The organism is Thermomonospora catenispora (assembly GCF_006363815.1).
GTDB lineage: Bacteria > Actinomycetota > Actinomycetes > Streptosporangiales > Streptosporangiaceae > Thermomonospora > Thermomonospora catenispora.
Genome location: NZ_RRYT01000012.1, coordinates 32,900 through 46,971, shown reverse-complemented (window position 1 = coordinate 46,971; position 14,072 = coordinate 32,900). Strand labels below are relative to the sequence as shown.

The following is a 14,072-nucleotide window of genomic DNA, read 5'->3' as shown; positions in this document are numbered from 1 at the left end:
AGAAGCCGCTCCCTTCAGGGAGCGGAGGAGTCACATCGTGGCGCGCGCCCGGCGGGTCCGCCGCTCCCGGGCCGGCCGGGCGGGGGAGGCCGGCGGGGAGTTCCGGTTCGACGGGCGGGTCTGGTCGTTGACGTTCGCCGGGCGGACCGTGCACATGCCCGACGCCAAGGGGCTGCGCGACCTGCATCGGCTGCTGTCCAGCCCCGGCGTCGACGTCCCGGCGGTGCGGCTGGCCAACCCCGAGGGCGGCGTCGAGGCCGTCGCCGCCCGCAGCCTGGGCGGCGACGAGGTCCTCGACGAGGAGGCCAGGGTCCGCTACAAGCGCCGGCTGGCCGAGCTGGAGGAGGAGATCGACCGCGCCGTCGCCGTCGGCGACGATGCGCGCGCCGCCGCCCACGACCGGGAACGGGCGTCGCTGCTCGCCGAGCTGCGCGCCGCCGCCGGGCTGGCCGGCCGCACCCGCCGACTGGGCGACGAGGCCGAACGCGCCCGCAAGACCGTCACCGCTCGCATCCGCGACGCCCTGCGCCGCCTCGAGCGGCATCACCCCGAACTGGCCGCCCACCTCCGCCGGTCCGTCTCCACCGGCACCGCCTGCGCCTACCGCCCCGACGAACGGGTCGACTGGCGCCTGTGAAAGACCCCGGCGCGGCGGGGACATCGGCCTGAGGCGGCTTGACTTTGAGCGCGCTCTAAGCGGAAGGCTGGACGCATGGAGGACGAGGGGCTGACCATCGCCGAGGTCGCCGCGCGGACCGGTCTGACCGCGCACACGCTGCGCTACTACGAGCGGGTCGGACTGCTGAAATCCCCGGCCCGGTCGATCAACGGGCACCGCCGGTACGGGACCCGCGATCTGGAGCGCATCCACCTGATCACGCGGCTGCGCGCCACCGGAATGGCGATCGCCGACATGCGGCGCTACTTCCGGCTGGTGGACATCGGCCCCCACACCGTGTCCGAACGCAAGAAGCTGCTGCTGGAGCATCGGGCGCGGGTGGTGGAACAGATCAGGCAGCTGGACGCGGACCTCGCCCTCATCGACTGGAAGATCTCCCTGTACGAGCGATGTGAGGAACAGATGACGGCGAACACGCGCACGCTGGGCCAGGGGCTGGTCAGCTCGGCGCTGGGCCTGGGATGCATGGGCATGAGCGACTTCTACGGCCCCACCGACGAGAGCGAGGCGATCGCGACCATCCACCGGGCCCTGGACCTGGGCATCACCCACCTGGACACCTCCGACATGTACGGGCCGTTCACCAACGAGCAGCTGGTGGGCAAGGCCATCAAGGGGCGGCGGGAGGAGGTGCTGCTGGCCACCAAGTTCGGCATCGAACGGCGGCCGGACGGAACCTCGGTCGGCGTCAACGGCCGCCCCGAGTACGTCCGCAAGTGCTGCGACGCCTCGCTGCAGCGGCTGGGCGTGGACTACATCGACCTGTACTACCAGCACCGGGTGGACACGTCGGTGCCCGTCGAGGAGACCTGGGGCGCGATGGCCGAGCTGGTGCAGGCGGGCAAGGTGCGGCATCTGGGGATCTCCGAGGCGGCCCCGGAGACGGTGCGGCGGGCGCACGCGGTGCACCCCATCACCGCCGGCCAGTACGAGTACTCGCTGTTCAGCCGGGACCTGGACGAGGACATCCTGCCGACGCTGCGGGAGCTGGGCATCGGCCTGGTGGCCTACAGTCCGCTGGGGCGGGGCATGCTGACCGGCGCCATCACCAGCCGGGAGCAGTTCGCCGAAGGCGACGTCCGCACCATCAACCCGCGGTTCAAGGAGGGCAACTTCGACCGCAACCTGGCGCTGGCCCGGCGGGTCCGACAGCTGGCCGAGGCCAAGGGGGTGACGGCGGCCCAGCTGGCGCTGGCATGGGTGCTGGCGCAGGGCGATGACATCGTGCCGATCCCCGGCACCAAGCGGCGCAGCCGGCTGGAGGAGAACGCCGCCGCCCGCGAGGTCGAGCTGACCCCCGAGGACCTGGCCGCCCTGGAGGCGGCCGTGCCGGCCGACGCGGTGGCCGGCGACCGCTACCCCGACATGAGCACCGTCCGCAACTGACCCGCGGAACCCGCGGGGATCCGTGGAACTCGCGGAGACCCGCGGGCGCCGCGGAGACCCGCGGGCATCCCATGGCCGTCGCCGGCGTCTCCGGCGGTCCGGGCAGGGGCGTCGCCGGAGGCGGGACCCGCGGGCGGGGCGGGAACGGAAGAGAAGACGAGGGACGCGCCCGGCCCCGCAGGAGCGGAGCCGGGCGCGTCCCCGCGCGCCGGGCCGCCGAATCCACCCGCGCCGCTCCGCGGCCCTCAGGCCGCCGAGCGCGTCACTTCCGGTTGTACAGGCGCATGGTGAGCGTGCCGAAGACCGCGATGAGCACGCCGCCGCAGACCGCGGTCCACAGCAGCTCGTCGACGACCGCATCGCCGGACATCAGCCCGCGGACCGCCGCCACCAGATGCGCGATCAGGTTGAGGTCCACGAAGACCTGGAGCCAGCCGGGCATCGTCTTCGGGTCGACCAGGATGTTGGACAGGAAGGTCGCCGGGAACAGCACCAGCATGCTGATGCCCATCACCGACCTCTCGGTGCGCACCAGCAGCCCCAGCATCGTCCACAGCCACGACAGCGCGAACGAGAACGCCACCAGCAGCGCGATCCCGGCCAGCACCCCGAGCGCGCCGCCGTCCGGCCGGAAGCCCAGGATCAGCCCGACCGCCAGGATCACCAGGGCGCCCGCCGTGTAGCGGAACATGTCGCCGAGGATGTAGCCGACCATCGGGGCGGGCCGCCAGATCGGCAGGGTGCGGAACCGGTCGAACACCCCCTTGGAGATGTCGATGTTCACCGACATCCCGGTGTACATCGAGGTCATCACGACGCTCATCACCATGATCCCCGGCAGCAGGAACTGCAGGTACTCCCGGGTGGACCCGGCCAGCGCCCCGCCGAACAGGTAGGTGAACATCAGCGTGATCATGATGGGGAACGCCGTGATGTCGAACAGCTGAGAGGGCACGTGCTTGATCTTCAGCATGGCCCGCCAGCCGAAGGCGAGCGACGCCGACAGCGCGCCGGGCCGTGGCGGCCGGACCTCCCGGGACAGCACCGCGGAGATCGTCTCCGCGGTCGGGTCGCGGTCGGGCGCGGTGGTCGTCGCGGTCACTCGGCCACCTCCTGCTCGTTCTCGTCGCGCTCCTCGGCCGGGTGGCCGGTGAGGGCCAGGAACACCTCGTCCAGGCTGGGCTGGCCGAGGGAGAAGTCGTCCACGGTGATGCCGGCCTCATCGAGCTCGGCCAGCGCCCGCGAGGCCTGCGCGGAGGCCCGGTCCCGGCTGTCGCCGTCCATGATCCGGGCGGTCAGCGCCACCGGGTCGGCGTCCAGCTGCACCTCGGTGCCCAGCACCCGGGCCAGCACCTGCCGCGCCTGCTCGCGCTGCCACCGGTCGCGCAGCCGGACGTGCACCGAGCCCGCGCCGACCGAGGACTTCAGCTCGCCCGGGGTGCCCTCGGCGATCACCTTGCCGCGGTCGATCACCGCGATCCGCTCGGCCAGCCGGTCGGCCTCCTCCAGGTACTGGGTGGTCAGCAGGACGGTCGTGCCGTGCGCCACCACCGCCCGGACGATGTCCCACACCTGGTTGCGGCTGCGCGGGTCCAGCCCCGTCGTGGGCTCGTCCAAGAACAGCAGGTCGGGGGTGTTGAGGATGCTGGCGGCGATGTCCAGCCGCCGCCGCATCCCGCCGGAGTAGTTCTTCACCTGCCGGTCCGCGGCCTCGGTCAGCCCGAACGCCTCCAGCAGCGTGACGGCCCGTTCCCGGGCGGCCGGTTTGCGATACCCCAGCAGCCGGCTCAACAGCACCAGGTTCTCCATGCCGGTCAGGTCCTCGTCCACCGAGGCGTACTGGCCGGTCAGGCTGACCCGCGACCGCACCGCATCGGCCTCGCGCACCACGTCGTGCCCGAACACCCGCGCCTGCCCGCCGTCCGGCCGCAGCAGCGTGGCCAGCATCCGGACCGTGGTGGTCTTGCCCGCCCCGTTCGGCCCGAGCACCCCGTACACCGTCCCGGCCGGCACGGTCAGGTCGATGCCGTCCACCGCCCGCGTTCCGCCGAACGACTTCACCAGTCCCGATGTCTCGATCGCCAGGGAATCCCCCGCCTCGCTCATGCTCCGGGTTCCCTCCGCGGTCATCGCCGCGCTCACCATTGCGCCTCCTCCCTTGAGGGGCAACCGTTTTTCCACAGGCCTTTCATCCCGAAGGCGCGAGATCGCGACGGCCCGCCGCCAGATCCGATCTAGCGGCGGGCGGCGAGAACGCGACGGGCGCCGCGAGCGGCAGAAGATCAGCGCGGCGCCCCGGATTCGACCGGCCCCAGGCGGGACACCGGACGCCCACCGGAATCGCCCGCGACCCTGACGCCTGTCTTGTGAAGGCCTTGCGGGTTCGCCGCGGAACGGAACGTGCCGATCGTTCGCTGTCTGTCGCGGTTTTATCAGACCCTTCCGTCAAGGGGAGTGAGGGCGTTGTCCGGGGTGTCCAGCCAGATCGTCTGGCCTTCTGGGGTGACGGTGATGCCGAAACGATCACGGCCGGGCAGTCCCCACCCCAGCCAGCGGAAGAAAACGCCCTCCACCTCATCCCACAGGTCGCGGGGACCGTACTGCAGGACGGTCGTGCCGCCGTCGGGATCACGGATGATCCGCGCTCCGCAGTCGGCCGTCCACAGCCATGCCTTGAAGGCGCCTTCGGCCGTCGTGACCCGGGTCGCCCCCAGCTCCGGGAACAACCCCGCGACGACGACGTCCAACCCGGTGGAGGCATGGAAGATCCGGCGGGGGTCGACCTGTGCGGTGCTCTCCCGGATCTCGCCCTGCGGACCGTCCTCGTCATGCGGCCGCTGCGAGCGCAGCCTCATGTAGGCGCATCCGCCGTGGAAACGGCCGATCGCGGTGCCGTCGCGTCCCACCGTCAATCGCGTCTGATGACCGCCTTCGAACCAGGGCATCCACGGGAAGGCGATGACGCCTCCCGGTCGGGTCTGCCGTACCCAGGCGTACGGGACGGTCACCACGCCGCAGGTGACGTGGACGCAGTCGAAGGGAGCACCGTCCGGATGCCCCTCAGCGCCATCGCCCACCAGCACCCGGACGTCGCATCCGACGGCTTTCAGGTTCGCCATCGCCTGCTCGGCGACCTGGGCGTCCACCTCGATCGTGGTGACCTGCACCCTGGGACGGGAGGCCAGCAGCGCGGCGGTCCATCCCGTCCCGGTGCCGATCTCCAGAATGCGGTCGCCCTCGAACGGGTTCAGCAGCTCCAGGAACGCGGTGACGATGCCGGGCGCCGACAGCGACGAGGACGCGCTGCCCTGACCCGTGCCCGGGTCGGTGGCCCCGTCATCGGCCTGGGTGACGATCGGCTGATCGGCGTAGGCGGCGTCCCACCAGCCGTCCGGATCGGTGGCGATGTCGATGCGACGGCCGGACCCGTCCGGACCCTGCGCCCATGCGACCGGCGGGACGAACAGATGCCGCGGCACCGCGTGCAGGGCCTGCCGCCACGCCGGGTCGCTGAGCTGGCCGGTGGCCTCGAGCAGGTCGGCCAGCCGTTCGATCCGTTCGGTGAAGTCGGTCATTTCTCCCGCTTCCCGCCGCCCTGAGGCTGGGCGTCCCCCCGTTCCCTGGTCGGAGGCTTCGGCTCGAAGGGCTTGTCCTTCTTCGGCCCGCCTTCATGCTTGCCCATGGTGTGCGCTCCCTTCGATGTACTCGGCCGGGGTCCGGCGGCCGACCACGGCCCACACGACTTTGCCGGTGCTGTTCGGGCTGATGGCGATCTCGTGATGGCCCCACTCGAGGGACAGGGCGTCCACCATGAACAGGCCCCGTCCCCGTTCGTGTTCGAAATCGGGTTCCAGCAGACGGGGGGTGCCGGGCGCGTCGTCCCAGACGGCGACCTCAACGGCGTCCGGCCCACCGCACGGCTCGATCGCCACGGTGATCCTGGTCGATCCGGCCTGGACGGCATTGGTGAGAAGTTCGGTCAGCACGACCTCGGCGTCGTTCACCAGATCGGCCATGTCCCACCGCCGCAGATGTTCTGCGGCCCACCGGCGCACCCGTCGGAGCGACCGCTCCTCGACCGGCACGTCCCACCGGACGGCCCCCACTTCGGCGGCGGGAATGCGCTGTGCGATCACGCCGTCCCCAGCGAGAACAGGCCCCCGGCCCACCGCCGCATGCCGTGTCCGTTCCGGACCGCCGCCTGCCGGGGACTGGACAGTGTGGAACGAGGACTCTCCTGCTGGCTGGTGCGAGCGGTCGCATGTCGGGAGTTCAGAGGACCGCTCCTTGGGCCAGGACGCTGGGGAGGGGACGCGGCGATGCGGGACACCGCGGTCTGTGAGGGCGTTCGCTGCGCAGCCGCGTCGACCCTCGCCGGGTCCAGCACGGCTTGTCGAGGACGCGGCGGTACCGGCCGGGAGGTCGTCTGCGGGCACCAGGCGGCGAGCTTGCGGATGAGCCCGTCCACCGAGGCGCTCTCGAGCAGCTCGACGGCATGCGCCCCGCCCGGCATGGCCCACCAGCGCCCCGTCCGGTTGCCGTACCAGATCGTCACCCCCGGGAACCGGGCCTGCAGCGCTCGAAGCGGTTCTCGCACTGCCTCCGGGATCTGTGCGGAGTTCGATAGGTTCGCCATCAGCCACGCTCCGGTCGTGGTCAGGCCCCGGGGCACGGTGCGTCACCACCGTCCGGGGCCGCTTCGATTCGCAAAGGTCACTCGCCGGGTCCAACGCAACGGAGCTTGTTGTCACCGATCCGGCACTTTCAGTGAATCAATGCCGTGCGGTGCACCTCCAGGGGCATGATGGGGAGCACGTAGGAGCACATCGGAGCAGACCGCCCGGAGGTGCGCCATGACTCGGGCTCGTCACCGGACGCTGGGGGATCGGTTGCGGGCCGAGCGGGAGCGTCGCCGGTGGACCAAGCCGGAGATGGCCCGCCGTCTGCGCGAGGCCATTCCCGACCGGCAGCGGCCTGACTTCGACACGGTGCTCTCCTATGTCAAGCGGTGGGAAGCGGGCAGGGTCAACGTCAGCGAGCGCTACCGCTTCGCCTATGCCGCCGCTTTCGACATGGATGTGGACGAGCTGTTCGGCCCCCAACAGGACATTCGAACGGCTGCCTCCGGTGTTCCAGCGGTGCCGCAGGATCTGCTCGATGCGGCCGGCCTGTCCGACAGGGCCAGACGGCCGGTCGACGCTCGCTACGTCGAGGCGATCAGGCAGACCAACCAGGCGTTGATCCAGCTCGACACGCTGCATGGAGGCGGCAGCCTTCTCCAGCACGCCGTTCGTGTCTTTCGGGAGGTGCACCACAAGGTCGGTGCCGGGACCTGTGACCCCAAGGTGGAGCGCGATCTGGTTGCGGTCGCCGGGGAGACCGGTGAGATCGCAGCGTGGATCGCCTACGACGCCGACCGGCAGACGACCTCACGGCAGCTCATCAATGAAGCGCTCCTGCTGTCCCGCCAGGCCGGTGACCGTGCCATGGAGCTGTTCGAGCTAGGTCACCTGAGCATGCTGTCGCTGCGCGCACATCGGCCCGCCGAGGCGCTGAGGATCGCTGACGAGCTCGCCGATGACGGTCGCCTGGCCCCTCGCGTGGCGGCACTCTTCGAGATCCGGCGCGGCCGGGCGCTTGCGCAGATGGGCGAGGAGCACCGCGCGATGGCCGCACTCGACAAGGCCCAAGTCATGGTCTCGGCCGGGATCAGTGCTCGCGATCCACACTGGACCTGGTGGATCGACGACATGGAGATCGACCGGCAGCGAAGCGCGGCTCTGGCCCAACTGGGCCGGTGGCGGCAGGTGGTGCCTCTCCGAGAGGAGGTCGTCGCACGGGTACGCGAAGGACCCGCCTATGCCAGGTTCGACCTGGCTGAGCTGCTGGATGCACTGGTCCACGTGCGTGACTGGTCACGGGCGGAGGAAATCCTCGGCGAGGCCGTCGACCTTGCGGCCACCCTCGGCCCCTGCCGTACCACCGCCCTGCTGCGAGAGACCGTCACGAGGATCGACCGGTCTTCCGGCGCATCGTCCACCGTCATCGACGCCGCCGACCGTATCCGGTATCTCGTCGACAACGCATCCCAGCACCGACTCTTGTGATTGCGCGGAGGAGACGAGGCGACTGAGGTCGCCGGCGACCGCACCGCCCGGCGGGCTCGTGCGGTCGCCGCCCGTCTGGCGCCCTACCGCGACGTGCCCGCCGTCCGGGATTTCCTCCAGAAGATCAGCGTCTGCGGACCAGCAGAGGCTGAGTGACCTCGCCCAGATATCCGGCGGCGTCGCACAGGGTGGCGCGCGCCACGCCCAGACCGTCGTCGGAGAGGGTGGTGCGGGCGTCCATGTGGACCCAGGCGTCTTCGGGGGCGCGGGCGAGGGTGGCGGTCATGGTCGGGGGGATGGACAGCCACTCGGTCAGCGGCAGGACGAGGGACAGGCCGTTGGCGGAGTCGGCGAGGATGAGGGCCGCGTCCTGCCCGGTGAGCTTCTCCCCGGCGATGAGGGGCACGCGGGGGCGGGCCCACACGGAGGCGTGCCCGGGCGAGTGGTGGGTGTGGCGCCACTCGACGGCCTCGCCGTAGCCCCAGCCGGTGGCCTGGGGGAGGTCGGGCGCGGCGGGGGGCAGCGGCGGCGGGGCGACCTGCTCCCCGGTGGCCGGCGGGGCGGAGCCGGTGGCGATGTGCCAGGTGCGGGCGATCACTACGGGACGGTCGTCGACGATCATCCGCGCCTCGGTGAGGCGGATCGCACGGCCGGGACGGAGGGGGGAGACCTCGATCCGCGCCTCGCGGCGGGGGATGAGGCCGAGGAAGTCCGCGGAGATCCGGCCCAGCCGCATCCCGGGCTCGACGGTCCGGTCGATCACGTGGGCCAGCAGGGCCGTGGGCGGGCCGCCGTGCTGGGTGTCGGGGTCCCAGGGGCTCTGGGTGGCGAGGGTCGGCTCGTACCGGTCGTCGCCGAGGGGCAGGTAGAAGGCTTCCGGCGATTCGCTCATCGCTCCATCTTTCGCAGATGCCGTCCGTTCGGTCCGAACGTACTCCAACCCGGCGCGTCGACATCGTTCGGGGTGCCGGTCAAGGAACATGCGGAAATGCCGGCCGCGTGAAAAATATGTCGCCTCTTCGCGGTGCATTCCCTTACCGTCACGGTGACCGCAATGGAATGATCGTGGCCGAGCCGCCGTGAAGACGGCCCCCGGTCACTTCCGGCGGGTCGTCCCCGATCGCGAACGAAGAAGGGAAGTGGAAGATGGTCACCACCGCGCTGGGCCTGACCACCGTTCGCAACATCGGGATCATGGCGCACATCGACGCCGGAAAGACCACGGTGACCGAGCGGATCCTGTACTACACCGGAATCTCGCACCGGATGGGCGAAGTGCACGACGGCGCCGCCACGATGGACTACCTGCCGCAGGAGAGAAAACGCGGCATCACCATCACGTCCGCCGCGACGAGTTGCCATTGGTCCGTTTCTGGAACCGATCACGTCATCACCATCATCGACACCCCCGGGCACGTCGATTTCACCGTCGAGGTGGAACGCTGCCTACGGGTGCTCGACGGGGCGGTCGCGGTGTTCGACGGCGTCGCCGGCGTGGAACCGCAGTCGGAGACGGTGTGGCGGCAGGCCGACCGCTACGGCGTGTCGCGGATCTGCTTCGTCAACAAGATGGACCGGGCCGGGGCGGATTTCGACCGCTGCGTGGACATGATCGCCGAACGGCTCGGCGCGGTGCCGCTGACGGTGCAGCTTCCGCTGGGCGCCGAGGACGGCTTCACCGGCGTGCTGGACCTCCTCTCCCGCCGCGCGCTGATCTGGGACGGCACGAGGAACGGCGAGGAGTTCCAGGTCGTCGACGTCCCGGCCGAGCACGCCGAGACCGTCGAACGGCGGCGCGCCCGGCTGGTGGAGACGGTCGCCGAGCACGATGAGGAGATCTTCGAGCTGGTGGCGGCGGGCGTCGAGCCCTCACAGGAGCGGCTGCACGCCGCGATCCGCAGGCTCACGATCGCCTCCGGCCGGTCCGACGGTCCCACGATCACCCCGGTGCTGTGCGGCACCGCGCTGCGGAACAAGGGCATCCAGCCGCTGCTGGACGGGATCGTGCGCTACCTGCCGTCCCCGCTGGACGTGGGGGCGGTCGAGGGGCTCGCCGACGACGGCCGGACCGTGACGCGGGAGCCGTCCGACTCCGCGCCGCTGGCGGCGTTGGCGTTCAAGGCGACGACCGTCCCGCACCTGGGCCGGCTCACGTTCGTGCGGGTCTACTCGGGACGGCTGGAACCCGGCGCCACGGTGTTCAACCCGGTCAAGGGACGCCGGGAACGGCTCGGCGCGATCTACCGGATGCACGCCGATCGCCGTGAGGAGGTCGCCTCGGCCGGCGCCGGCGACATCGTCGCCGTGCAGGGCCTGAAGCAGACCGCGACCGGCGAGACGCTGTGCGACGAGAAGGCCCCGGTGGTGCTGGAGTCGATGGAGTTCCCCGCTCCGGTGATCGAGGTCGCCATCGAGCCCAAGAGCCGCGGCGACCAGGACCGGCTGGGCGCCGCCGTCGCCCGGCTGGCCGAGGAGGACCCCTCGTTCCGGGTGCGCAACGACCCGCAGACCGGCCAGACGCTCATCGGCGGGATGGGCGAGCTGCACCTGGAGGTGCTGGTCGAGCAGATGACACAGCAGTACAAGGTGGAGGTCTCGGTCGGCCGTCCCCGGGTCGCCTACCGGGAGACGATCCGCCGTGCGGTGGAGAAGGTCGAGTGCACCCTGCGGCGGCAGACCGGCGGACGCGGCCAGTACGCCAAGGTCCAGCTCGCGATCGAGCCGATCACAGAGGAGGGCGTGGCGTACGAGTTCGTCAACAGGGTCACCGGAGGGCGCATCCCCAAGGAGTACATCCCGTCCGTCGACGCCGGCTGCCAGGAGGCCATGCAGTCGGGCGTGCTCGCGGGCCACGAGATGATCGGCGTCCGGGTGATCCTGCTGGACGGGGACCATCACTCGGTGGACTCCTCCGAGCTCGCCTTCAAAAGCGCCGCCGTGCAGGCGTTCTACGAGGCGGTCCGCCGGGCCGACCCGGTGCTGCTCGAACCGGTGATGGCCGTCGAGGTCGTCACCCCCGAGGAGGACATGGGCGAGGTCATCGGCGACATCGCCGCCCGCCGCGGACGGGTCCGCGGGATAGGGGAGCGATCCGGCGCCAAGGTCGTCGACGCCCTGGTGCCGCTGGCGGAGATGTTCGGCTACGTGGGCGATCTGCGCAGCCTGACCTCCGGCCGCGCCTGGTACACGATGCGGTTCGACTCCTACGCCGAGGCGCCCGCCGACGCCTGACGCGCTGAGGGCCGCACGGGTTCGGGAGACCGGGTCCGTGCGGCCCCTCCGGGCGGCGCGCGCCCGCCCGGTGCGGTCGCGCCGGTCCCGGGCGCGTTCCGCCGCCGCGGAACGGTGCGGGGGACGCGGAGATCCGCAGGGGCGGGCCCCCACGAGGTGTGAGGGGCCTGCCGCGCGTCGGGACGGGTCAGGCGCGGTGGTCGCGCTCGATGCGGTGGACGAGCGCGCCGAACGCGTCGCGGGTGACGGTGAGGCGCCCGACCTCGGTGTTCTTGCCGTCGCGAACGCCGATGCCGTGCGGGAGGGCGGCGACTTCGACGCGCTCACCGCCGCTGATGTCGCTCTTGGAGCCCTTCGGCCGCTTCAGGGCGTGCATTGGTCCGCCCCTTCCCTCATCGGCCGGAGCGACGCCGGGCACGACAGCGCTTCGGCTCGCAATGACTCCCGGCGGCGTTTGATGACCGCCGCTTCCTCCGGGCCCTCCACGATGTGACCGCTGAGCGCGGTGCCGAGATGCGCCATCTCATCACCGTCGAGCGCGGCCGGGCGAAGGGCCCGCCGATGCCGGCGCACGCCCCGATATCGGCCGGAACCGCCTGCACGACGACGTTGGGGCGCTCGCAGAACGCGATCAGATGCATGAGCCGCTCTGACGGCGCGCCCGCCGATCAGGCGGCGGATGACGCCCTCGTCGAGAACGGCCATGGACATCGGGGCGCTTCGCCGCTGCGCGACGTTTTTCATCCGGTGACCGAGCGGCGACGATGCGGCGGTCGTGCGGAGAAAAGTACGGCCACGCGGGTGATGAGGGGCGGCCGTCGTGAAAGGCCTGTCGCGTTCGGGAGGGGGATCCGCCTGCGGCGGGAAAAGGCGGGGCGGAGGAGCGGGGCGGAGGAGCGGGGCGGCGCGGCGGAGGGCGGCGTGACGGTCCGTCCGGGGCGGGCCGGGACGCTGCTCGAGACGCGGGGCCGCGCCCGGGGCGCCGACGACCCGCGATCGGCGCCCCCGGGAGGGGCCGGGGCCGCCGCCGGGGCGCTCCATCGCCGTCTCGGCGGCGGAACGGCGGTGGCGGCCGATCCTGCCGACCCCGAACGCCGGATGACGCTGGTCGATGCGGCCTCCTGGCCGCCCCGCGTGCCGGATGCGGGAGGGCCGGACGCGGCGTGAGCACCGGGACTTGTTCCTTTTGAAAAAGAGCGGGAAAATGACCGGAGCAGAGAGGAGGCGCCCCCTTTCAAAGGCTTAGGTAAGCCTCTCCTAATTCAACTAAGGTGAGCCTTGGCTAAATCGTTGGAAAGTGACCTGGGTCGCATCTTCCTCTGGAATAGCGGGAACCGATTCGCGGTTGTCCTGAGCACGGCCTGCGCGCCGGACGAAAACGAAGGGGAAGGTGGGACGAGATGATGGAGTCCGTCGCGATCCGATATCGCCCGGACGCCGCGCCGAGGACGACCGTGCGACAGCGGCCGGACACCCGACAGCCGCCCCGGACCAGCCGTCTGGAACGAAAGCTCAACGCGCTGCGCGCCGGCGTCCTGGGGGCCAACGACGGGATCGTGTCGACCGCGGCCGTCGTCGTGGGCGTCGCCGGGGCGACCGCCGCCGCCCAGCCGGTCATGCTGGCGGGCCTCGCCGCCGCGACCGGCGGCGCCATCTCGATGGCGCTGGGCGAGTACGTGTCGGTGCACAGCCAGCGCGACAGCGAAAAACACCTGATCGAGCAGGAACGACGGGCGCTGGACGCCGACCCCGAGGGCGAGCTGCACGCGCTGGTCCACGCCTACACCGAACGCGGGCTCTCCCCCGACACCGCACGGCGGGCCGCGGTGGAGCTGTCCCGCCGCGACGCTCTGGAGGCCCACCTCCGCGAGCGGCACAACATCGACCCCGACGACGTCACCAACCCCTGGCACGCGGCGATCGCCTCGTTCCTCGCGTTCGCGATCGGCGCGCTGCTGCCGCTGCTGGCGATCCTGCTGCCCCCGGTGGACCTGCGGGTCCCGGTCGCGTTCACGGCCACGCTGCTGGGCCTGGCGCTCACCGGTACGGTGGCCGCCTGGATCGGCGGCGGCTCCCGGCTCCGCGCCGCCCTGCGGGTGACGATCGGCGGCGCCCTGGCCCTGGCCGCCACCTACGGCGCCGGCACCCTCTTCGGCATGACCGGGATGGTCTGACCCCGCCCGGCCCACCGTCGGTGAGGCCGGCGCATCGACGCGCCGGCGGGACGGGCGCCGGATCCGGCCCCGCCTCAGCGCCCCCCTTCAGTGCCCCGAGACGGCCGTCGCGCCCCGGCCCGCCGCCAGCCCCTCGACCAGCCGGCGGAACTCGGGGCAGCGGGTGAAGTCCTCCGACCGGCACTCCAAGGCGTGCTCGATCAGCCGCTGGGAGTCCTTGATCTCCTCGATCCGGCGCTCCAGGGCGGCGTAGTGCGCGCGCAGCAGGTCGCGCCGCCGCCGCGGGTCGGGGGTCTGGAACATCTCCCGCAGCCGCTCCAGGCTGAACCCGGCCGCCTTGCCCCGGACGATCATGGCCACCCGGGTGACGTGGTCCTCGGTGTAGCGCCGCCGGCCGCCGACCCCCCGGGCGGGAGACAGCAGGCCCATCGCCTCCCAGTGCCGCAGCACATGGGGGCGCAGCCCGAACCGCCCGGCCAGCTCCCCGATGCTCAT

At 71.6% G+C, this 14,072-nt stretch carries 12 protein-coding genes; 5 read left to right on the top strand and 7 right to left on the bottom strand.

What is annotated here, in order from left to right; translation table 11 throughout:
* Window positions 1-37 precede the first annotated feature (37 nt).
* Window positions 38-637, top strand: a complete 600-nt coding sequence (locus EIO00_RS11650) for a hypothetical protein (protein ID WP_206664115.1) — start codon at window positions 38-40, stop codon at window positions 635-637.
* A 75-nt stretch (window positions 638-712) separates the two neighbouring features.
* A complete protein-coding gene (locus EIO00_RS11645; RefSeq protein ID WP_140178062.1) occupies window positions 713-2,065 on the top strand; it encodes an aldo/keto reductase in 1,353 nt (450 codons plus the stop codon).
* A gap of 262 nt (window positions 2,066-2,327) precedes the next feature.
* On the opposite strand, the gene EIO00_RS11640 is transcribed toward EIO00_RS11645, so the two are convergent.
* The 4 genes from EIO00_RS11640 to EIO00_RS24185 form a co-directional block, all read right to left on the bottom strand.
* On the bottom strand, window positions 2,328-3,167 hold the full coding sequence (locus EIO00_RS11640) for an ABC transporter permease (RefSeq protein ID WP_140178060.1): 840 nt from the start codon (window positions 3,165-3,167) through the stop codon (window positions 2,328-2,330).
* Complete coding sequence (locus EIO00_RS11635) at window positions 3,164-4,171, bottom strand: ATP-binding cassette domain-containing protein (RefSeq protein ID WP_140178058.1); 1,008 nt, start codon at window positions 4,169-4,171, stop codon at window positions 3,164-3,166. Before EIO00_RS11635 ends, EIO00_RS11640 begins: the two co-directional genes overlap by 4 nt.
* Before the next feature lie 326 nt (window positions 4,172-4,497).
* Window positions 4,498-5,640, bottom strand: a complete 1,143-nt coding sequence (locus tag EIO00_RS11630; protein ID WP_140178056.1) for a methyltransferase domain-containing protein — start codon at window positions 5,638-5,640, stop codon at window positions 4,498-4,500.
* A gap of 93 nt (window positions 5,641-5,733) precedes the next feature.
* Window positions 5,734-6,150 (bottom strand): ATP-binding protein, encoded by a 417-nt coding sequence (locus tag EIO00_RS24185; protein WP_277752874.1) that lies wholly within the window; start codon window positions 6,148-6,150, stop codon window positions 5,734-5,736.
* A gap of 846 nt (window positions 6,151-6,996) precedes the next feature.
* Between EIO00_RS24185 and EIO00_RS11620 the strand changes: the two genes are divergently transcribed.
* Window positions 6,997-8,172: an NsdA family TPR-like regulatory protein gene (locus EIO00_RS11620; RefSeq protein ID WP_241661287.1), complete on the top strand. Its 1,176-nt coding sequence runs from the start codon at window positions 6,997-6,999 to the stop codon at window positions 8,170-8,172.
* Between the two features lie 124 nt (window positions 8,173-8,296).
* Here EIO00_RS11620 and EIO00_RS11615 read toward each other — a convergent pair whose 3' ends face one another.
* Window positions 8,297-9,064, bottom strand: a complete 768-nt coding sequence (locus EIO00_RS11615; protein ID WP_140178050.1) for a thioesterase family protein — start codon at window positions 9,062-9,064, stop codon at window positions 8,297-8,299.
* 254 nt (window positions 9,065-9,318) lie between these two features.
* On the opposite strand from EIO00_RS11615, the gene fusA reads away from it, so the two are divergent.
* Complete coding sequence (fusA, locus tag EIO00_RS11610) at window positions 9,319-11,403, top strand: elongation factor G (RefSeq protein WP_140178048.1); 2,085 nt, start codon at window positions 9,319-9,321, stop codon at window positions 11,401-11,403.
* A gap of 187 nt (window positions 11,404-11,590) precedes the next feature.
* Here fusA and EIO00_RS11605 read toward each other — a convergent pair whose 3' ends face one another.
* Window positions 11,591-11,779 carry a DUF397 domain-containing protein gene (locus EIO00_RS11605; protein ID WP_140178046.1) on the bottom strand — a complete coding sequence of 63 codons (189 nt, stop codon included), beginning with the start codon at window positions 11,777-11,779 and terminating at the stop codon, window positions 11,591-11,593.
* 1,078 nt (window positions 11,780-12,857) lie between these two features.
* Between EIO00_RS11605 and EIO00_RS11600 the strand changes: the two genes are divergently transcribed.
* On the top strand, window positions 12,858-13,577 hold the full coding sequence (locus tag EIO00_RS11600; protein ID WP_241661286.1) for a VIT1/CCC1 transporter family protein: 720 nt from the start codon (window positions 12,858-12,860) through the stop codon (window positions 13,575-13,577).
* A gap of 87 nt (window positions 13,578-13,664) precedes the next feature.
* Here EIO00_RS11600 and EIO00_RS11595 read toward each other — a convergent pair whose 3' ends face one another.
* A complete protein-coding gene (locus tag EIO00_RS11595) occupies window positions 13,665-14,072 on the bottom strand; it encodes a MerR family transcriptional regulator (RefSeq protein WP_140178043.1) in 408 nt (135 codons plus the stop codon).